A 22,134-nucleotide genomic window follows, 5' to 3' on the forward strand; every position below is an offset into this window, starting at 1 on the left:
TGGCAACAACCTTTAGTAGCTCAATTACCTGCTACTCAGTTGCAAGTTAGACAGCAAGTTAATGCTGTTGTTGCACCTTTACCTAGCAGTAGTTTAATAGAACCTATCTTTGATTATGCCAGTAGTCATCCTCAACAAGTAGCTCTTGTCTTTGATGAGCAGGAGTTCTCTTATGAGGAGCTCTCTATGCGTGCCTTACAAATAGCTAATTTATTGCTCAGCTATGGTTTACAGCAAGGTGAGTCGGTAGCGGTTTGTTTACCTCGGGGACCTATGCAGATTATGGCTGTGTTAGGGGTACTTGCTGCAGGCGGTGCTTATGTGCCTGTGTCTACTACTCAACCTGTTGCACGACAACAAAAGATTTTTAATACTGCTGATATTAAGTTGGTGTTATGTAATGAACCTTTGTTTGAAGCAGATTCTGTTAAGTTTATATCGCCTTATTTAGCCTTGGATTTAGAGCCTTTAACTAAGCCTGTGTTAGTTGATTGTCAATCGCTGGCTTATATTATTTTTACTTCTGGCTCTACAGGTGAACCTAAAGGGTGGAGATTCCTCATCAAGCAGCGTTGAATACGATTAAGGATATTTGTCAACGTTATGCTGTTGATAGTTCAAGTTGTGCTTTGGCTGTTTCTGCTCTTGATTTTGATTTATCGGTATTTGATATCTTTGGTTTGTTGGCTGTTGGGGGCGCTTGGTTTTAATCAGTGATGATGAACGCCGAGACGCGGCTAGTTGGTTGCAGTTAGTCCATGAGCATGGGGTATCGGTTTGGAATTCGGTACCTATCTTACTTGATATGTTGTTGGTAGTCGCTAGTCATGATAGTCGTAGCTTACCTTTAAAGACTGTTCTTTTATCAGGTGATTGGATTGGTTTAGATCTGCCTGTTCGTTTAGCTGAGTGCTGTGGTGAATTACCTAAGCTGGTGGCTATGGGGGAGCTACTGAGGGCAGTATTTGGTCTAATGCTTTTGAGGTAACCCTTCCTTTACCAAAAGAGTGGTCTTCTATTCCTTATGGCTATCCATTAACTAATCAGTGTTATCGAGTGGTGGATGCCTTAGGCAGGGATTGTCCTGATTATGTAGCAGGCGAACTTTGGATTGGTGGGGCTGGAGTTGCTTTAGGTTATTGTGCCTCTCCTGCGTTAACCAAAGAGCGTTTTGTAGAGGTAGATGGACAACGTTGGTATCGTACAGGAGATCGAGGTCGTTATTGGCGGATGGTACGTTGGAGTTTTTAGGGCGTGTTGATCATCAAGTTAAAGTAAGAGGTCATCGTATTGAGTTAGGTGAGATTGAGTCTGCCTTAGCCAGTTTACCTGAGATTGCTCGAGCTATCGCCGTAACCGTTGGTTCCCCGGCTCAACTCGCAGCGGCTATTCAATTAAAAGAGAACTTAGCTACCTCTGAGCAGCCTATTAAAGAGCAATTACAACAACTATTACCTGATTATATGGTGCCTACTAGTTTGGTAATTTATGAAACCTTACCTTTGAGTGCTAATGGTAAAGTTGATCGGAAAAAGATTATTGAGGAACTAGTCAATCAAATAACTAATACTGAAACTATCTTTGAAGCACCACAAACAGCTATCGAACAACAAGTAGCTTGTGTATGGCAAAAAATACTTAAAACGCCAAACGTAGGACGCTTTGATAGTTTCTTTAGCTTAGGCGGTGATAGTTTATTGGCCACCCAAGTGATTGCTCAATTAAAGCAATTAGGCTTAACCACTGAACAACCCTTACGACAATTGTTTGCTAAACCACAATTGGCTGAGTTTGCCGCTACTTTAATGGTAACTGAACAAGTTGAACAACAACAAGTAGTGCCTGATTTAGCTAATCGTTATCAACCATTCCCACTGACTGAAGTACAACGTGCTTATTGGATGGGACAATCGCCTGGTTTACCTTTAAGTTGTGGTACTCATTATTTAGTAGAATTGGATGGCGAGAATATCGATTTACAACGGTTGACTGTTGCTTGGAATAAATTAGTAGCACGCCATGATATGTTACATGCCACTGTCACCGAACAAGCAGAACAACATATTTTACCTGAATGGGCGCTTTACACCATTCCCCAATCAGAGCATCACAATCTAGCTGAGATAAAAATTAAAGTGGATGAATGGTGGCAACAACAGAAAGCTAAAAAACATTCACTACCCTTTGCTATGCATGCTTTTAATTATCCTGAGCAACGCTGTTATCTGGCTATTATTTTTAACTATATGAATTTGGATGGTTTTAGTATTAAGTTGCTACTTAAAGAATTAGCAAGTTTTTACCAAGACCTTGATATTAAGTTACCTAAGCTAACCCTTTCTTTTAGAGATTATGTTACTCAAGTTACTCATACTCCACAAGCAATAGAGCGAGCTGAAGCTTATTGGCATGAGCGTATGGTAACTTTACCCGGTGCCCCACAATTACCCACAGCTATCGAACCACAACAACTTAAGCAAGCGAAGTTTATTCGTAAAAGCGCTAAATTAGATAGCCAAAAGTTAATTAGTTTACGACATATTGCTAAAAATTATGGGCTAACTCCCTCTGCTATTATTATGTTGGCTTATGCTGAGGTTTTAAGCCAATGGAGTGGTGGCGAAGCAGTTACTATCAATATGACACTATTTGATAGACAAGAGGTACACCCTGAAATCTATCAAATTGCTGGTGACTTTACTTCATTATTACCTATTGCCTATACCCCTGATTACTCTAAATCATTATTAGAACAAGCTAAGTGCTTACAGCAAGAACTTGCTACCGCTTTAGATCATCGAGAAATCTCCTCCATTTGGGTACAGCGAGAGCTAGCACGTAATAAAGCAATTAATGCTGCCTCTTTACCAATTGTCTTTACCAGTACCTTAGGTATTGCTGATGATTTACTTGAAGATAGTGAGCAACAAGGTTTTTTACAACTTGCAGGCGGTGGGTTATCAGAAACTCCACAAGTGTGGTTAGATCATCAACTTTATGAACATCAAGGTGGCTTATTAATTTCATGGGATGCAGTAGAAGATTTATTCCCAACTGGCTTACTTGATGAGATGTTTGCTGGTTATATCCAATTATTAAATCAGTTAATTGAACATAATTGGCAACAACCTTTAGTAGCTCAATTACCTGCTACTCAGTTGCAAGTTAGACAGCAAGTTAATGCTGTTGTTGCACCTTTACCTAGCAGTAGTTTAATAGAACCTATCTTTGATTATGCCAGTAGTCATCCTCAACAAGTAGCTCTTGTCTTTGATGAGCAGGAGTTCTCTTATGAGGAGCTCTCTATGCGTGCCTTACAAATAGCTAATTTATTGCTCAGCTATGGTTTACAGCAAGGTGAGTCGGTAGCGGTTTGTTTACCTCGGGGACCTATGCAGATTATGGCTGTGTTAGGGGTACTTGCTGCAGGCGGTGCTTATGTGCCTGTGTCTACTACTCAACCTGTTGCACGACAACAAAAGATTTTTAATACTGCTGATATTAAGTTGGTGTTATGTAATGAACCTTTGTTTGAAGCAGATTCTGTTAAGTTTATATCGCCTTATTTAGCCTTGGATTTAGAGCCTTTAACTAAGCCTGTGTTAGTTGATTGTCAATCGCTGGCTTATATTATTTTTACTTCTGGCTCTACAGGTGAACCTAAAGGGGTGGAGATTCCTCATCAAGCAGCGTTGAATACGATTAAGGATATTTGTCAACGTTATGCTGTTGATAGTTCAAGTTGTGCTTTGGCTGTTTCTGCTCTTGATTTTGATTTATCGGTATTTGATATCTTTGGTTTGTTGGCTGTTGGGGGCGCTTGGTTTTAATCAGTGATGATGAACGCCGAGACGCGGCTAGTTGGTTGCAGTTAGTCCATGAGCATGGGGTATCGGTTTGGAATTCGGTACCTATCTTACTTGATATGTTGTTGGTAGTCGCTAGTCATGATAGTCGTAGCTTACCTTTAAAGACTGTTCTTTTATCAGGTGATTGGATTGGTTTAGATCTGCCTGTTCGTTTAGCTGAGTGCTGTGGTGAATTACCTAAGCTGGTGGCTATGGGGGAGCTACTGAGGGCAGTATTTGGTCTAATGCTTTTGAGGTAACCCTTCCTTTACCAAAAGAGTGGTCTTCTATTCCTTATGGCTATCCATTAACTAATCAGTGTTATCGAGTGGTGGATGCCTTAGGCAGGGATTGTCCTGATTATGTAGCAGGCGAACTTTGGATTGGTGGGGCTGGAGTTGCTTTAGGTTATTGTGCCTCTCCTGCGTTAACCAAAGAGCGTTTTGTAGAGGTAGATGGACAACGTTGGTATCGTACAGGAGATCGAGGTCGTTATTGGGCGGATGGTACGTTGGAGTTTTTAGGGCGTGTTGATCATCAAGTTAAAGTAAGAGGTCATCGTATTGAGTTAGGTGAGATTGAGTCTGCCTTAGCCAGTTTACCTGAGATTGCTCGAGCTATCGCCGTAACCGTTGGTTCCCCGGCTCAACTCGCAGCGGCTATTCAATTAAAAGAGAACTTAGCTACCTCTGAGCAGCCTATTAAAGAGCAATTACAACAACTATTACCTGATTATATGGTGCCTACTAGTTTGGTAATTTATGAAACCTTACCTTTGAGTGCTAATGGTAAAGTTGATCGGAAAAAGATTATTGAAGAGCTAGCAAATCATACTACTTTAACGCTCGTTAAAGAGCTGCCAAGAGATCAGTTAGAACAGCAAATAGCTAATCTTTGGCAAGAGGTTTTAAATTGCCACACCTTATCACGTGATGATGATTTCTTTTTAAGCGGTGGCGATAGTTTAACTGCCACTCAAATCGTACAACTTTTACATAAACGCCATATTACCCCAGAGCTTATACCACTGAGGGTACTTTTTTCTGCGTCAACTATTGCCAGTTTAAGTGATTATATTAAACAGCAATGGAAAAGCAATGTATTAGACGAAGACACTTTATTTGAGGAGGGAACACTATGAATAAAGCAATAATGGTAGAAACGTTAGTAACAGAATTATCCTCACAAGGTGTTTTACTCTGGGCAGAAGGTGAGCAATTAAAATTTAAAGCACCAGCAGGTGTGATTACAGATCACCATAAACAACATTTAACGGCTAATAAGTTAGCGATTATTGAGTACCTACAAAATATCAACAATAACAATATTGAGCACGATGCCGAAGGGCGTTATCAGCCATTCCCTCTCACTGATTTACAGCTCGCCTATATGGTTGGCCGCAGTAATCTTTATGAATATGGTGGTGTAGGTTGCCATAGTTATATTGAGTTAGCGTTACCTGATACAGACCATAAAAAATTACAAGATGCGTGGCATGGCCTTATTATGCGGCATGATATGTTGCGGGCGATTATCCTTGCGGATGGTACTCAACAAGTTTTAGCAGAAGTTAACTTACCACCATTACTAGAAAATGACTTCAGAGCGTTAGACCCACAGCAAACAGAACAACAATTATTAGCTATTAGAGAACAGCTCTCTCACCGCTGTTACGATCCAACGCAATGGCCACTCTTCGATTTGCGACTAACCCATACTGCAGAAGGTGCTATTTTACATTTCTCAATCGATTTATTAATTGCTGATTTTGCAAGTATTCAAGTATTACTGGCTGAGTTAGGCGAAGCCTATCAATACGGTGTTGCTAGCTTACCTGAACTACCCATCACTTTCCGTGATGTAGTATTAGCTAAAAAACAAGCTTTTAATAACCCCACTTATAAACAACGTTATGAAAAACACAAACAATACTGGTTGAAGCAATTAGACACTATGCCATTACCACCAGAGTTGCCGGTAAGTAGTTACAGTAAACAACAAAATCAACCTATACGCTTTGACCGTTTTCACTTTGCATTAACCAAAGAACGTTGGCAAGCACTAAGCCAGCAAGCAACAAGCCGTAAGCTTACGCCCTCAAGTGTAGTATTAACTGCTTTTACAGATATATTAGCCCGTTGGTCACGCCATCCAGAGCTCTGTATTAATTTAACCCTATTTAATAGACCCACTGACTATGCTGGGGTACATAATACTGTTGGTGATTTTATCGCAGTCAATGTATTAGGCGTTAGGAATAATCCACAGCAGAGCTTTTGTGAACGTAGCCAAGCTTTGCAAGAACAATTATGGCAAGACCTAGAGCACAATGAGTTCACAGGGATAGATGTGCTACGGGCAATGAACCAACAACGCCAAGAAAATATTTTAGTACCTGTTGTTTATACCAGTACCCTAGGCGTTAAAGCAGATAAACTGACAACTAATGAATTTATGCAAAATGCTAAACTGCATTACGGCATTACTCAAACGCCACAAGTATGGCTCGATTGTCAAACTACCGAACGCTATGGTACGTTGCAACTTGATTGGGACGTTAGACAAGGCATTTTCCCAGAAGGTGTGGCTGAAGCGGCTTTTACTGCACTCACTGAGTTATTAAATAATCTAGCTGACGACGATAGTTTGTGGCAGCAAAATTCAGTGGTTAAATTACCCGTTGCTATGCAACAACGCCATGCGCAACTAAATGATACCTTTACTGCTTATCAACCTCAATTACTACATGCTGATTTCTGCCAACAAGTATTGATTAGACCAACCGCCACAGCAGTTATCGCTAGTGACTATCAGCTCACTTATTTGCAACTGGCTGAGCAGGCACTAACTATTAGTCAGCAGCTACAACAGGCAGGCTGCCAAGCAGGCGATAATATAGCCATCGTTATGGATAAATCAGCTGCCCAAATAGCCGCCGTATTAGGAGTGCTATTAGCAGGTGCTACCTACGTGCCCATTGAAAGCCATCAACCTATAGCACGTAAACAAGCTATTTTAGAAGATGCTTCAATCAAACTATTAATCACCGATAACAACCATCTTAATGAAAATTGGCCTAGCAGTATTACCCCCTTACTAATTAATACGCCTAAGGAAGTGGCTGATATTGACCAAGTAGCCCTTACTAACTTCTTCGATCAGTTTATTAAAAATTACCAGCAACAGCCAGAAGCCACTAGAAGAACGGGTTATATTATTTTTACCTCAGGGACTACAGGCAGACCCAAAGGGGTGATGGTTAGCCACTTTGCCGCATGGAATACGGTAGCTGAAATCAATAAACGTTTTGCTGTTAATCAACAGGATAAAGTTCTCGGTTTGGCAAGTTTTAGTTTTGATTTATCGGTATGGGATATATTTGGAACACTAGCGGCAGGTGCTTGCTTAGTGTTACCTGATGCTGAGCAGAGAACAAATCCAGAGCATTGGGGCAAATTAATTGAAGCGCATCAAATCACTCGCTGGAACTCTGTACCTGCACAAATGCAAATGTTAGTTAACTGGTTAGAATGGGATACTCATCTTAACTTAAGTAGCCTACACACTGCCTTTTTATCAGGTGATAAAATCCCTGTTACCTTGCCTGCATTGGTTAAAGAGTACTTACCAAAACTACAATTAATCAGTTTAGGTGGCCCAACTGAAACCTCTATTTGGTGTGTAAGCCACCCTATTCTTCAAAGTTTTACTAAGCAGACAGTTCGTATTCCTTATGGTAAACCACTTACTAACCATCAAATCTATATTTTAAATGAACGCCTTGAACAATGCCCAGACTATGTAGTGGGCGAAATGTATGTTGCAGGGCATGGTTTAGCCGATGGTTATGTAGCAGACAACGAACAGACTGCTTATCGCTTTATTACCCACCCTATTACAGGACAAAGGCTCTATAAATCAGGTGATATCGGCTTTTATACAGCACATGGTTTAATTGAGATTTTAGGGCGTGAAGATAACCAAACTAAAATTAGAGGTTATCGTGTTGAGCTAGGTGAAATTGAGGCTGCACTGACTCATATTCCTACTATTAAACAAGCTGTTGCCATACCTATCGCAAATGCTAGCAGTTTGGCAGCTGCTATCGTGATTGAAGATTCGACAGGTAGAGTGCAAGAAGAATTTGTAGCACAGGTTAAACAACAACTGGCTATCGATTTACCTGATTATATGATCCCTGAGCGAATTGATATTTACCAACAATTACCATTGAGCAGCAATGGTAAAGTAGATCGTAAACAGCTGACTAAACTATTTACCGAAACCCATACCACCACTAGCCAACCGTTCGAACAACCTACTAATGACCCTATCGAACAAGATTTAGCAACTATTTGGCAAGAGCTATTAAAGATAACGCAAATATCTAGACAGGATGACTTTTTCCAAGTAGGTGGCTCTAGTTTATCCGCCATTAACTTATTAAGTATCTTACTAGCTAGGGGTTATCCTGCTACCTTGGAGCTTATTTTCAATAATAGTATGTTTGCCAATATGGCAACTGCACTAAGAAATAGCAATGAGTCAAAAACCCAATGGTTAGAAAGTATCGACTTAGCAGAGATAACTAAGCAAGCTATAAGTAGCCTTAACACTGCTATCCCTTTTAATATTTCCCATAGCCCACAGAATATTTTATTAACGGGCGGTTCAGGCTATTTAGGTATTTATACTTTAAGCACTCTATTGTATAAAACCAATTATAACATCTACTGTTTATTACGCGCTGAAGATGAAGTACAAGGACTTAACCGTCTCTTTAAAGCAGCCGCAGAAAAAGGTGTAACACTATCTGATGCAGAAAATCGTATTAAAATATTCTGTGGTGCAGTGGACAAAGATAACTTAGGGCTAACAGTAGAACAGTATCAACAATTAGCTAATGAAATAGATCTTATTATCCACAATGCTTCCATCATTAATTTAATGGATCCACTAAGTAGCTTATATCCTACCAATGTGCAAGGCGCTAGTAATATTCTACAACTAGCAACTACCAATAAAGTTAAGCAAATAAACTATGTTTCTACTGTTGCAGTACATCATGCCTTAACTGAACATGATGAAAATAAGCCAGTACCTGAAAGTACTAGTATCTCTCGTTGGCGTGATCTTGAGTTAACCTATGAACAATCTAAGATTATGGCTGAGAATATCTTTTACCTTGCCAGAGAACAAGGTGTCCCAATCAATATTATGCGCCCTGCCACTATTACTTGGGCCACTACTGAGCAACCCTTTATTAATGATGATGCTTTCTTAAAGTTCTATAAAGCTTGCTTAGATATTGCCGCCTACCCACATTCTAGTTTAAAAGTTAATTTAGTACCGGTGGACTTTGTAGCACAAAGCATCACTGCCATCACTGAAACAAACTATGGCAACAGTAAAAACTTCCACTTAGTTTCTGCTGATAGCTTAAACGTAGAACAAATTTACCATTGGTTTATAGAGTTAGGTTGTCAGCTACAAGGCTATGAATTTACTGAATGGCAACAGAGACTTCAAGATAATTTTGTAGCTGGTTTTATCAACCTTTACTTTAAAGATGGCATGGATAATGGCGGCCACCACCAATATGCTATGGATAATCTGCTGGAGGCTATCGAACCCTTTAACATCCCATCTTTTAAAGTGGACAAAAATTACTTTATACCACTGATTAATAAGTTTAATAACAAGGAGTTACAATGAATAGTGCAACATCATTCAAAGTGACTCAAGCAAAGACAGCTTGGTGGCGAGTTTATCAACCTCAGCCACAAGCTAAACAACGGATTATCTGCTTACCTCATGCAGGTGGCTGTGCCAGTTTTTTTAAAAAATGGACGATGACTTTACCTAGTTCTATCGAACTTATAGCCGTTCAATATCCAGGGAGAGAAGAACGGCTAGTAGAACCATTAATCAATAATATGGAGCAACTAATTGATGAGTTAATAATAGCTTTAATTGAGCAACAAATATTAGATAAACCCTACTTACTGTTTGGGCATAGCATGGGGGGCTATGTTGCCTATGAGTTGTGCTTAGCGTTACGAGAGTGTAATTTGCCACTTCCCTATCATTTAGTCATTTCAGCAGGTGAGGCGCCCAACCATAAAAATGCTAGCACGTTACATCTCGATTCTGATCAAGCCTTATTAAATGAATTAGATAAATTAAACGGTAGCCAGTTTTCTTTAGCAACTCATCCTGAGTTAGCACAAATGTTATTACCCATTATCAGAAATGATTACCAACTGATTGAAACATGGCAACCCCAATTAAATAGTCTCCCTTTGGCTATCCCGTTAAGCACTTTTATCGCTCAGCAAGATACCGAACTTACTGAGGAGCAAGCGCTCGCTTGGCAACAACAAACCACTAACAACTTTCATTGTGAATACTTTCAAGGCAACCATTTTTATCTGATAGATGAACAAGCTAAGGTTATTCAAGCACTACTTAAAATAGCTAAGCAACAAATGAGAAGCCACTACCAATGGACGATGACCCCTTAAATACGAAGCATGTCATAACGCTTTTATGTGTTATTTTAGGAAAATTATATGAGAGACAAATTCGCTTTAACTAATGCAATAACTCACCAACCTTTAATTTGTTCTAACAAAAGTAACATGACTGCGCCTTGGTTATTGGCCAGTGCTTTCTGTTTATCTTTTAGTGCAATAGCAGAAACTGTTGGCGAAGAAGATGAAGCTATTCAATTAGACCAACTTACAGTTACTGCCAGACATGTAAAAGAGTCTGCCAAAGATATTCCTTTTACAGTCAATATTATTGATGATAAAAAACTTGTCGAACATCGCGAAACCACGTTAGAAAAAGCCTTGAATGATACGGTAGGTGTACAGGTAATCAGTAATATGGGGGGCGCTAAGTCTATTCGGATGCGTGGTGTAGGCTCAGTATTACCAATGAGTGGTGATGATAGTTCAGTCAGTATTAATGTTGATGGCATGCCACAGTCTATTAATAATACGACCCTAAACTTACTCGATGTGGAGCGTGTAGAAGTATTAAAAGGTCCACAAGGAACACTATTTGGTCGAAATAGTGAAGCCGGAGCTATTAATATTATTTCTAAAAAACCTACTCACTATTTAGAAGCAGGTTTTAGAACCGAACTTGGACAAGACCATCAGAAACTAACTGAGGGCGTTATTAGTGGCCCTTTAAATGATATGTTAAGTGGTCGTTTTGCTGTTCGTTATGATGAAGCTGATAGTATTTTAGATAATCATTATGACAATAAGCCAGTGAGCATTCTTAGAAATAAAATAGCAAGAGGGTCATTATTATGGGAACCATCAGATGTCACCTCAGTACTATTTATTACTGAAGTAGAAGATGCGATGGGTATGGATAATATGTATATGATGCGTCCTTATGGGCATCATCCTAAAATTGATATCCCCAATAGTAGTGATAAAAGCGACAAAAATATTCATCGCTTTAATTTAAAGGTAGAACATGAACTTGGTAACAGCATGTTAACCTCCATTACAGGCTATTCGTATACCAAACATGACACTAAATCTCCTATTTATGAAGGTGATTTATATAACCATTTAGTAGGTATGGCACCTCCCTCTAACTGGTCATTTTTAACCAAGGAAAACCTTTTTAACCAAGAATTTAGAATTTCTTCTAAGCCAGAAGCCCCTATTTTTTGGGTAGCAGGGATTAATTACTATACTAATCACCGCCATAGAGAAACCTATGATGTAATGGATGTATTTTATCCTACCAATCCAATGAATGCTAATATTAGAAGAAAATTTAAAACTGATAATGTAGGCGTATTTGGTGAGGTTACTTATCCAATTACTGATAAATTCAAAGTAACAGCAGGTATTCGCCAATCTTACGAAAAGAAAAACTATCAAGCTAAATGGAATGCTAACTCGATTTATGCAGGTGCCGCTCCAGGCATGCCTACTTTAGCTTTTGATAAGCAAAAAATAACTGATCACTACACTACTGGTAGACTTGGGTTTAACTACCTACTCAATGATAATGCTACGCTTTATGCACTTTATTCCAGAGGTTATAAAACGGGGGGTTTTAATGATGAAGGTACCGACTTTGCTACTTTAGGTAGTCCAGACCAAGCCTATAAATCAGCTTATGTAAATTCTTATGAAGCAGGATTAAAAGTTGAAAATGATACCAATACATTAGGGTTAAATACCGCTCTATTCTATAACGATACTAAACGCGAACATTTAATGGCCTATAACCCTGCTACCTTTGTAGCTGTTGTTGAAAATTATGATACTCGCAGCTTTGGTGTTGAATTAGATGGCTTTTGGAAAGCGCCTTGGAACCTAGAGTTTACAGGAGGCATAGGCTATACCAATGCTAAAATTGTAGGAACACCTAGTCAAAGTTTGGCTAAGGTTAAAAAACATAATTATGTACCTGACACAGCCAAGTGGAATGCTAACTTAACTGTACTTCACAGTATACCACTCAATATATCAGGACTTACCTTAGAGACTAGAATAACTAATCGCTATATTGGCGCACGTAAAGCAGATGTACAAAACAATTTTGGTTTAAAACCTTATAACAAACTCGACGCACGGATTGCAGTTAAAAGTGATAACGCTGAAGTTTATGTATGGGGCGATAATCTCTTAAATAAAACTTATGATCTATGGGGCTACTACATGCCAGCCATGTACCCAGGTGGTCCAGATGCGACCATTGGCTCGCCAGGTAGAGGAATAACATTAGGTGTTGGTTTTGCCTATAACTATTAACCATAATCACCACTAGTGGGGTGACCCGCTAGTGTGCTATTTAAGGAATAACTTTTATGCAAGATAATCCCCCACAGATTTTAATACTAGGTGGTACAGGTAAAGTAGGAAAAACAGTTTGTGATTATTTATTAAAAAATACCTTATGCCAACTCAATATAGTTACTCGAAACACAAAACCAGATTTAACGGAATATGCTGATTATTCTGGGCGATTAACTGCCCTTAATTTTGACGCATTAAACAAGGAACAACTTAGCCAACACTGCAAGGAAGCAGACCTTGTTATTTCCTGTATTGGTCCATCTCAAGTAATAGGCTCAACTATTGTAGACATTTGCTACCGAACGGTTACCCCTTATATTGATGCAGGTGGCTATGACCCACTATTAAAACATCTTGCTAATCTAGTAGCTACAGAACCTGCTAAAGTTCCATTAATTATTAATGCGGGATTGTTACCTGGACTATCAGGTGTTTATCCTAAATACCTAATAGATCAATATGCTTCAAATGAAACAATAACCAGCCTAGAAGTATCTTATGTAGGACGTGACGCTTGGAGCTATAACTCAGCATGGGACATCATAGTTGGCTTAGGTGACTTTGGTGAAGACCGAGGCTTTTGCTATATTGCCGATAAACAACTAATAAAAGTACCTTTTTATAAAGCAACGCAAAAGAAAGTTTTTCCAGCGCCTATTGGTAAAGTGGGTACAATGCTAATCTACTCGGAAGAGTTACGAAGATTAATTAACCAATACCAAATCCCTAATCTAAAAGTTTATGGTGCTAATATTGGGGCAAAAGCTGCCTTTAGTTGTGCTATTTCAAAAATATTTGGTCAATATAAAACTCCTGAAAAATTAGCTAAAGCTGCTAAACGTCTAGCATCTGCTTCAGCGAAAGATATGCTCAAGAGTGATCCCATCTATGCCATTCAGGCAGAAATTCAACTTGCTAATGGTCAGCAAATAACAGGTTCATTATTAACAGGTGATACTTACTATGCTACAGGAACAGTCATTGCCATTACTGCTAAATATCTACTGGAAAACACTATTGCGGCAGGTGCATATAGCCTTCATGAAGCAATTCCAAGTGAAGTAATCATTGAGCAGTTACAAGCACAACAGATTATTCAATTAATCACCACAACTAACGACTCCCTAAAACGGTCGGAGGCTATTTAATGACAACTTCTCAAACAACCACTACAAAAATTATTGTCATTGGTGGTACAGGAGAAACTGGACAACGTATTTTAAATCATTTAAAACAAACTTATCCCACACTATCACTCACCTGTGCTAGTCGTCAAAATACTTCAAACTTATCGGATATACCTTTTGTTAATATTGATATTAGTAATGCACAACAAAGCATAGCACTATTAAAAGATTATGATCTAGCTATTCTAGCCATAGGACCTATGGAAAGATTGTTAGCTACCCCACATCAACTCTGTTTGGAAGCTTGCATTGATTGTATTGATATTAATGACAGTGCTACTGCCAGCAAAGCTATTTTAGGGCTTCATGAAACTGCACAACAAAAACAATGCAGTATTTATACAGGTATGGGTTTAGCACCAGGTATTACTACCCTAATGCTAATGCAACTGGCTGAAAAAAAGCGTTCATCAAAAGGTGTTTATCGCTCTAGACTTTATATGGGCGCAGCGTACGGTGGTGGTAAAACAAGCCCCTACTCCATGTTGGCAAATTTTTCTAAAAAATTAACAGTGTTCCAAGAAGGAAAACTACAAACTATTACTACCCCTTGGAAGAAAGCGCCCTATCAGTTTCATTTTTTTGGACAAGAAAAACCATTAGCCATGCTTCCCTATGGTACACCAGAGGTGATTTCTTTAAGCAGTGAACGCTTTGATCAAGCAACTACTCCCATTCGAACTTTAGATAGTCGCTTTCATATTCAGTTTTTCCCAATGGGCATGGCAAAAGCTATTGCTGCTTTTAATCCAGGTGAAAAAACGATTAATTTTTTAGCTAATAAATTTTATAACAGCGGTCAATCTATTAAAAATAAACCCAAAGCAGACCCTGATACTTACATTAATATTTTCCCTGATAATGCTCCTGAACAAGGTTTAATGCTACAAGGTAGTATTTCATCCTATGACCTTACCGCTTTAATGACTTGTGCAGTGACTGACTGTTGGCTAAATAACAACTTAGTTGAGAAACATGGTGTTTACTCTATAGAGTTTTTATCTAGTGCCACAAGAAATAATTTAACCCAAGCATTAAAAGCTAGAGGCATTATTTGGCAAGAGTATAATACCTCAAGACTACAAGCAGAAAATAATTATTTTGGTTCGTTAGAGTCAAATATATATAAAGTACAAACACTGCGCCATTATGGTAAAAACTGGTATACCGTGCCTAAGCAACATCCACGTATGGCCTATTTACAAAAACATTTTTTATTCCAATCAGAAGTATGGCAAACATTAAGAAAACAGCTTAACACGCTACAACTAACAAAGTTTATTATTAAAATGCTTAAGCGTTGGCAAAAACATGGTAAACAATTAGCCCACTATGCAGAAAAAAGTAGTGAATGGAAAAAACTCACTAAAGATCTTAGTATGTTTACCTCTGGTTATAGCTTATTGCGTGAAACCATAGGCCAACAACTAGCATACTCCCATTATCGTAAAATGTTTTTAGAAACAGGTGATATGGAGATGCAATGGTTATGGCCACAACCAACAGTATTTATGTTACTAGAAAATCCTGCACAAGCTGTTTATCAATACTGGTTAGCTTTTTTAGAAAGTTATCAGCAATTAGGGCTATTAAACTTTAGCCAAACTAAACTAGCAGTTGATAGTTACCATGTACACATCAACCAATGTATCTATGCAGAAGTATTTACTAAATTAGGCTGTCCTGAATTAGCTAATCTAGTTCGTGAAATGGAACATTATGCCTTTACTAGAATAGCCTCTAAAACTAATTTAGTTATCAACTGGCAACAAAAAGATAATGGTGAAACTGAGGTCAGTTTAACTATACCACCTGCCATTCTTACCCAAACCTTAGGATAAGGTAAGTAATGGTTAACCACTAAAACTGTGCTGCCACTATTCAAAAAATTTATACAAATGCTGGCGGCGCACCTCTTTAGGTAATACTCCAAACTGTTTTCTAAAGGCTGAACTAAAATGACTAATATTGCTATAACCCATTGTAATAGCTGTTTCTGTTACACTATTATCTACTAATAGCTGTTTTGCTTTACTCATTCGCTCTGCTAAAAAATAAGAATAAATACTTTTACCAAAAACCTGCTTAAAACCTTTTTTTAACTTACTTTGATTAAGCCCTACTTGCTTAGCTAACCAATCAATAGTTGGTGGGCTACTTAAATCACTTATTAAATAGTCACGAGCACTATTAATTTGCTTATATTCTCGATGAGTAAACTCTTGCTTTTCTAGATGACTATCAAAGGTTTTGAAATACCAATTTAGATATTCCAAAACATGAGCATATAGCAGTAAGCGATTGGTCACTTTACAGTCAGTGTTTTGCATTAAGTGAAATAACTGTCTTGCACAAGACAGTACATTAATATTTTGCTCTATTTGATGATGATGTAGGAAAAAATTAACTTTCTTGTCTAGACAAGAAAATTGAAAATCCATATCTCCAAGTAAAACATCCAATAATTCGGGCATTATCATTACTTCAAGATTACAGAAATCCTCTGAATGCTGTAGGTGGAAGGTCTCACCATCAGCAAAGCCAAAAGTTAAATCCCCTTTTGTCGTAACAAATTTTCTACCTTTGACTTGCATACTCAACTTACCCTGCAATTGACAGCTAAAACATAAACATTCATCACTGCTAGGGAACTCTTTGCTGACATCGATTGCATTTAAATCATCTGCGGTAACAACACATACAGCTAAGCCTGGTTGTAACTCAATATATGAGCAACCTTTATTGTCACTATTGAAATTATTACTGGTTAACAGATCATCCAAATGCATACATCCTCCTTCAAAGATACAAACGATAACAAATATCATTTGCATCCACAACAAAATAAAGCTACTATTCACATGCTGTATGCATTAGGAATACTAGTACACTAATAAATTTCTTATAAATAAAAGACTTGTAAAAATATCTCATGGATAAAAAAATCGTCCACAATCGTAAACAGAGAAACTATTTTTTATTCATTATTGCACAACTTTATGTCATTCAAGGAATTCCTGTTGGCTTAGCTTTTGATGCCTATCCTATTTTATTACGTAATGCTGGGGTTTCTCTGGCAGTAATAGCAATGATTCCTCTAGCCGGGCTACCTTGGGTAGTTAAATTCTTATGGGCTCCTGTTGTAGAAAATCACTGGATAAATAAAATAGGTTATAGAAAAAGCTGGTTACTACCTATGCAGTGTTTGTTAGCAGTATTTATTACTATTATCGCCTTTATCCCCTTTACCCCAGAAACTACTAGCTATCTACTTGGTATCATTATCCTGTCTTGTATAGTTTCTGCAACACAAGATATTGCCACTGATGGGTTAGCTGCTGACTTATCACAAAGTAATACAATAACCCAAGTAAATAGTATTCAAGTAATGGGTAATATAATGGGGATGTTAATAGGTGGTGCAGGTGTTACCGTTTGCTATGACTACTTAGGAAAAACCTACAGTATCTTATTATTAGTGGTATTTATTATACTTTCTATAATACAACTACTCATATGGAAAGAACCTAACTTATTTCATACATCACAGCCCAAACCACGAGCAAGAATCAGCTATTTTTTTAAAAGGCAAAATGCTTATCATATGCTATTACTTGCATTACTTGTTCCTTTTGCTGGCTCTGTGATTTTAGCCATGACGAAATTTATACTACTTGATCACGGCCTTTCAGTTAGTGATATAGGTATTTATACAGGTATTGGTGGTTATATAACCATGTTACTAGGCTGTGTTATTGCCGCTTACTTATTAAAAACTAAACACCCCTATCAAACTTTAAAACTAGGCTTTAGCTTATTTACTTTGTTAATTATCTTCTGGAGTGTGCTTTACTACATACCGAACTACATTAATCTTATCAGTATTATTGCCATCATGACTATTCTAGGCATTGGTATTGGTATTATTAACGTTAGTATTTATACTATAACCATGATTTTTGCTAAAAAAGGCAAACAATCTGCTACTGACTATGCTATTTTTCAAAGTAGTTTACTATTCTCTGAAATAATTGCTTCCTCTCTATCTATGACAATAGCAGAATACTTTAATTATCTAACTGCTTTTATAATAGCCTTAATAGCAGTTATTATTATTCTTATAAATCTAAATAAAAACAAGGTCTGTTAACGCTAAAGCACTAGGACTGAAAAGGCTAGTATAAATTTCTTTAATTATTAATTTAGAGGATATTTAGGAGCCTGTTGTTATAAAGAATCTATAGATGTACATAATCAAAGATTATTAAGAGCCTTCGAGAAGTTTTCTCTTATTTCATGACCGTAGAATGGTACAATTGCTATTTTAGAGGAATACTACCCCCTATAATATTAAACAACGTGGCGTAAGTATGAATTACCGATCCGCCAACAATTATTACCGCATCTAATGTCTTTGAGTATATCTCGAAACGCATCGGTATCCAGGTATCACCTCGCCTCTTTGGACACACCTTGGGTACTGATTTGATGAAATAACCGGATCGTAATTTGCATTTAGTAAAGAAGTTATTAGGCCATACTGATGTACTCACAACGCATGAATATATCGTGCCAGACATTAACTCAATCAAGGACTTACGAGAGAGTCGCTATTAAGAGAAGAATTTACACAGAATAAAGAAAAAAGCTTACAGAAACATCTTGATAAACTTCTTTAGGCGTTACACTCTTAAATATATAAGAATTATAAATCCATCAAATATAGTTTAAGTTTTTGCTAATTAATGAGATACTACAATTTATTTTTTACTAATCTGTACTTCTCAATTCATTAAACTTAAAGAGAACCGATTTATTAATTTGAAATGGTGGGTCGTATAGGATTCGAACCTATGACCAACTGGTTAAAAGCCAGCTGCTCTACCGACTGAGCTAACGACCCAAATTCTTTTGAATTTGGTCGGAGTAGAGAGACTCGAACTCCCGACATCCTGCTCCCAAAGCAGGCGCGCTACCAACTGCGCTATACTCCGATAAATTTGGCTCCGCGACCTGGGCTCGAACCAGGGACCCAATGATTAACAGTCATTTGCTCTGCCGACTGAGCTATCGCGGAATCATCAAACTTGAAAGCTATATTGCCTCTCAAGGTGGGCGCCATTTTACGGATTTTAAAAGACATGTCAACTGTTTTTTTAAAAAAATTTAATTTTTATTAAAATACTAGTAATTGTTATACTTTACCCTATCACATTACAGAATTAGGGGTAATTTTTGTGACACGCATTAAAATCTGTGGGATCACTCGAGTAGAAGATGCTATGGCCGCAGTAGAGGCAGGCGCTGATGCATTAGGTTTTGTATTTTATAAAGATAGCCCTAGAGCTATCACAATCGATCAAGCTAAAAATATATGCCAAAATTTACCACCCTTTATTACAAGTGTCGGCCTTTTTGTTAACGCATCAAACAATGGCGTCTTGGATATTGCTAATTATCTCCACTTAGACCTATTACAATTTCATGGAGAAGAATCAGCAGAGTACTGCGAACAATTCAATTATCCATGGATTAAAGCACTAAGAGTACAGCCTGATACTAATATTGAAATGGCCATAGAAAGCTATAAAGAAAGTAAAGGTATTTTGCTTGACAGCTACGTACATGGGGTTCAAGGGGGAACAGGAATAACTTTTGACTGGTCGCTTATCCCTCAAAATGTAAGCAAACCTATTATTTTGGCAGGTGGACTAACTATTGATAATGTTCAACAGGCAATCCAAAATTGTCGCCCTTATGCTGTTGACGTTAGTGGAGGGGTTGAACTTAGCAAAGGAATAAAAGACCATGACAAGATAAAACGTTTTATACATAATGTAAAAAATAGTTTATAGTCATAAAATTAGAGTTTTAACAAAGAAATAAATAACTTTTCAAATCAATTCAGGTAAAATAGTACCTTTGATAATATTTTAGGCTTTCTATAGTGGTAATAGCCTATAGTTTATACCTATAAAGAGGAATATATAAACATGAGTAACTGGTTGGTTGATAAACTAATTCCTTCCATTATGCGCTCTGAAGCTAAAAAGAGTTCAGTACCCGAAGGTTTATGGCATAAATGCGTATCTTGTGAAGCCGTTTTATATCGTCCTGAATTAGAAAAAAATTTAGATGTATGCCCTAAGTGTGGGCATCATATGCGTATTAATGCACGTAAGCGCTTAGATATTTTCTTAGATAAAGAAAACCGCGTTGAAATTGCAAAAGATCTCGAGCCAATCGATCGTTTAAAGTTCAAAGATTCTAAACGTTATAAAGACCGCATTGTCGCTGCACAAAAAGAAACGGGCGAAAAAGATGCATTAGTTGCTATGAGCGGTACATTATTAAACAATCCTATTGTTGCTTGTGCTTTTGAGTTTAGCTTCATGGGTGGATCCATGGGTAGCGTTGTAGGAGAAAAGTTTGTTCAAGCAGCCAATATAGCTATTGAGAAGAAATGCCCCTTTGTTTGCTTCTCCACATCAGGTGGTGCTCGTATGCAAGAAGCATTATTATCTTTAATGCAAATGGCCAAAACATCGGCTGTATTAGCCCGTATGCGCGAACTCGGTATTCCCTACATCTCTGTCTTAATAGACCCTATTTACGGTGGTGTTTCTGCTAGTTTATCGATGCTTGGTGACTTAATTGTTGCTGAGCCTAATGCATTAATCGGTTTTGCTGGCCCTCGAGTTATTGAACAAACCGTTCGCGAGAAACTTCCTGAAGGTTTCCAACGCAGTGAGTTTTTATTAAAACATGGTTCAATTGACTTGATCATTCCTCGTAATGAGTTACGTAGCCGTTTAGCAAAAGTCCTTGCTCAGCTTCAAGGCCTCCCGTCTACAACTCACAATACCGTTGTTCAAACTGTATTAGACATTGCTGATCCTGCATCAGAAGCAGCGGTTGTAGCAGAAGAACAAACTGTAGAAAAAAAGACAAAGCATAAAGAAAAACCTGCAAAGAAATGATTAAACACCATCTTAACGATTGGTTAGCCTATCTTGAGAAGTTACACCCTAGTACCATTGATATGGGACTAGGGAGGCTACAACAGGTAGCTAAAAAACTGCAATTAGCTAAACCTGCACCATTAGTCATTACCGTTACGGGTACAAATGGCAAGGGCTCAACCTGTGCCTTTATTGCTGCACTCCTAGAAAGCCAAGGGTTAAGCGTGGGTATTTACACTTCACCTCACCTTATTCATTATCAAGAACGCATTGCAATTAACCAACAACTGGTTAGTGAAGACTCTATTTGCCATGCCTTTGAAAAAATAGAACAAGCGCGTGGCAATATTTCGCTCACTTATTTTGAGTTTGGCACATTAGCAGCTTTTTTATTATTCCAACAAGCTCATTTAGATGCAGTCGTTTTAGAAGTAGGCTTAGGTGGAAGATTAGATGCGGTTAATCTGGTTGATGCGGATATTGCTGTTGTTACCAGTATTGGCATTGATCACCAAGAATGGCTAGGGAACACCCGCGAATCAGTAGGATTTGAAAAAGCAGGAATTTTTAGAGAAAATCACCCTGCTGTATGTGGAGATAGTAATCCACCCAACACATTAATTGAACAAGCCAAACAAAAAAAAGCACCTTTTTATGTAAGAGATAAAGATTTTACTCTCACACTAGAAGATAACCATTGGCAATGGCAAGGCATTAATAAACAAGGAACAGCACAAACACTCTCTAACATTCCACTGCTTAATTTACCCATGAATAATGCTGCACTAGCCTTACAGGTTTTTAGTCTATTAGATTTTCCATGGCAAGAACATAAGCTTATTAATGCTTTACAGCATGTTAAAGTAATGGGACGCTTAGAACGACACGTTATAAATTATCATAATAAAAAATGTACTCTTTTATTAGATGTAGCTCATAACCCTCATGCAGCTAACTTTTTAGCTAATTACTTGAAAAGCCATCCAACGACTGGGAAAAGATATGCCGTGTTTGGCCTCTTAGCAGATAAGGACCTAGAGGGTGTTATCAATCCACTTGCTAACCTTATTGAAAGTTGGGCAGTTGCACCACTTTCCACACCGAGGTCAAATACTGCGGAACATCTTGCCCAAAAGTTACAAGAGAAAGAGCTACATGTCACCTTGCATAATAGCATTGTAAAAGCTATCGAAGCCCAATTAGACAGCATCTCACCTGAAGACGAAATCATTATTTTTGGTTCTTTTTATGTTGTAGCCGATGCTTTACAATGGCTAAACACATTTAAATAGGAAGTAAT

At 37.9% G+C, this 22,134-nt stretch carries 11 protein-coding genes, 3 tRNA genes and 2 pseudogenes; 12 read left to right on the forward strand and 4 right to left on the reverse strand.

Annotated elements, in window-relative coordinates; genetic code table 11:
- Positions 1-39: 39 nt before the first annotated feature.
- From DM558_RS16115 to DM558_RS05645, 8 genes and pseudogenes are all read left to right on the forward strand, one after another.
- A pseudogene (locus DM558_RS16115) lies at positions 40-1,364 on the forward strand (amino acid adenylation domain-containing protein); the annotation flags it as partial.
- Positions 1,347-4,108 (forward strand): annotated as a pseudogene (locus tag DM558_RS05610) (AMP-binding protein). The pseudogenes DM558_RS16115 and DM558_RS05610, both read left to right, overlap by 18 nt.
- Positions 4,084-4,989 (forward strand): non-ribosomal peptide synthetase, encoded by a 906-nt coding sequence (locus DM558_RS05620; RefSeq protein ID WP_228411851.1) that lies wholly within the window; start codon positions 4,084-4,086, stop codon positions 4,987-4,989. The pseudogene DM558_RS05610 and the gene DM558_RS05620 overlap by 25 nt, the downstream one beginning before the upstream one ends.
- Positions 4,986-9,563: a non-ribosomal peptide synthetase gene (locus DM558_RS05625; protein WP_127162549.1), complete on the forward strand. Its 4,578-nt coding sequence runs from the start codon at positions 4,986-4,988 to the stop codon at positions 9,561-9,563. Before DM558_RS05620 ends, DM558_RS05625 begins: the two co-directional genes overlap by 4 nt.
- The gene (locus tag DM558_RS05630) at positions 9,560-10,372 is read left to right on the forward strand and encodes a thioesterase II family protein (RefSeq protein WP_127162551.1); all 813 of its coding nucleotides are present in this window, start codon (positions 9,560-9,562) and stop codon (positions 10,370-10,372) included. Before DM558_RS05625 ends, DM558_RS05630 begins: the two co-directional genes overlap by 4 nt.
- Positions 10,373-10,420: 48 nt before the next feature.
- Positions 10,421-12,640 carry a TonB-dependent receptor gene (locus DM558_RS05635; RefSeq protein ID WP_127162553.1) on the forward strand — a complete coding sequence of 740 codons (2,220 nt, stop codon included), beginning with the start codon at positions 10,421-10,423 and terminating at the stop codon, positions 12,638-12,640.
- A 56-nt stretch (positions 12,641-12,696) separates the two neighbouring features.
- Complete coding sequence (locus tag DM558_RS05640) at positions 12,697-13,833, forward strand: saccharopine dehydrogenase NADP-binding domain-containing protein (protein WP_127162555.1); 1,137 nt, start codon at positions 12,697-12,699, stop codon at positions 13,831-13,833.
- Positions 13,833-15,713 (forward strand): saccharopine dehydrogenase family protein, encoded by a 1,881-nt coding sequence (locus DM558_RS05645; protein ID WP_127162557.1) that lies wholly within the window; start codon positions 13,833-13,835, stop codon positions 15,711-15,713. The genes DM558_RS05640 and DM558_RS05645 overlap by 1 nt, the downstream gene beginning before the upstream one ends.
- A 36-nt stretch (positions 15,714-15,749) precedes the next feature.
- Here the strand turns inward: DM558_RS05645 and DM558_RS05650 are convergent, their stop codons facing one another.
- Entirely contained in the window at positions 15,750-16,661 is a 912-nt protein-coding gene (locus tag DM558_RS05650) for a helix-turn-helix transcriptional regulator (protein ID WP_127162559.1), read from the reverse strand.
- Positions 16,662-16,804: 143 nt separating this feature from the next.
- Between DM558_RS05650 and DM558_RS05655 the strand changes: the two genes are divergently transcribed.
- Positions 16,805-18,022 carry an MFS transporter gene (locus DM558_RS05655; RefSeq protein ID WP_127162561.1) on the forward strand — a complete coding sequence of 406 codons (1,218 nt, stop codon included), beginning with the start codon at positions 16,805-16,807 and terminating at the stop codon, positions 18,020-18,022.
- Between the two features lie 677 nt (positions 18,023-18,699).
- On the opposite strand, the gene DM558_RS05660 is transcribed toward DM558_RS05655, so the two are convergent.
- The 3 genes from DM558_RS05660 to DM558_RS05670 all read right to left on the reverse strand — a co-directional run bounded on the left by DM558_RS05660 (position 18,700) and on the right by DM558_RS05670 (position 18,949).
- A tRNA-Lys gene (locus tag DM558_RS05660) sits at positions 18,700-18,775 on the reverse strand.
- A 15-nt stretch (positions 18,776-18,790) separates the two neighbouring features.
- A tRNA-Pro gene (locus tag DM558_RS05665) sits at positions 18,791-18,866 on the reverse strand.
- 7 nt (positions 18,867-18,873) lie between these two features.
- Positions 18,874-18,949 (reverse strand) — tRNA-Asn (locus tag DM558_RS05670).
- 154 nt (positions 18,950-19,103) lie between these two features.
- Between DM558_RS05670 and DM558_RS05675 the strand changes: the two genes are divergently transcribed.
- From DM558_RS05675 to folC, 3 genes are all read left to right on the forward strand, one after another.
- On the forward strand, positions 19,104-19,727 hold the full coding sequence (locus DM558_RS05675; protein WP_127162563.1) for a phosphoribosylanthranilate isomerase: 624 nt from the start codon (positions 19,104-19,106) through the stop codon (positions 19,725-19,727).
- A 138-nt stretch (positions 19,728-19,865) separates the two neighbouring features.
- Positions 19,866-20,852, forward strand: coding sequence for an acetyl-CoA carboxylase, carboxyltransferase subunit beta (gene accD / locus DM558_RS05680; protein WP_127162565.1), 987 nt, complete (start codon positions 19,866-19,868; stop codon positions 20,850-20,852).
- Entirely contained in the window at positions 20,849-22,126 is a 1,278-nt protein-coding gene (gene folC / locus DM558_RS05685; RefSeq protein ID WP_127162567.1) for a bifunctional tetrahydrofolate synthase/dihydrofolate synthase, read from the forward strand. The genes accD and folC overlap by 4 nt, the downstream gene beginning before the upstream one ends.
- Positions 22,127-22,134: the final 8 nt, after the last annotated feature.

The organism is Entomomonas moraniae (assembly GCF_003991975.1).
Taxonomy (GTDB): Bacteria; Pseudomonadota; Gammaproteobacteria; order Pseudomonadales; family Pseudomonadaceae; genus Entomomonas; species Entomomonas moraniae.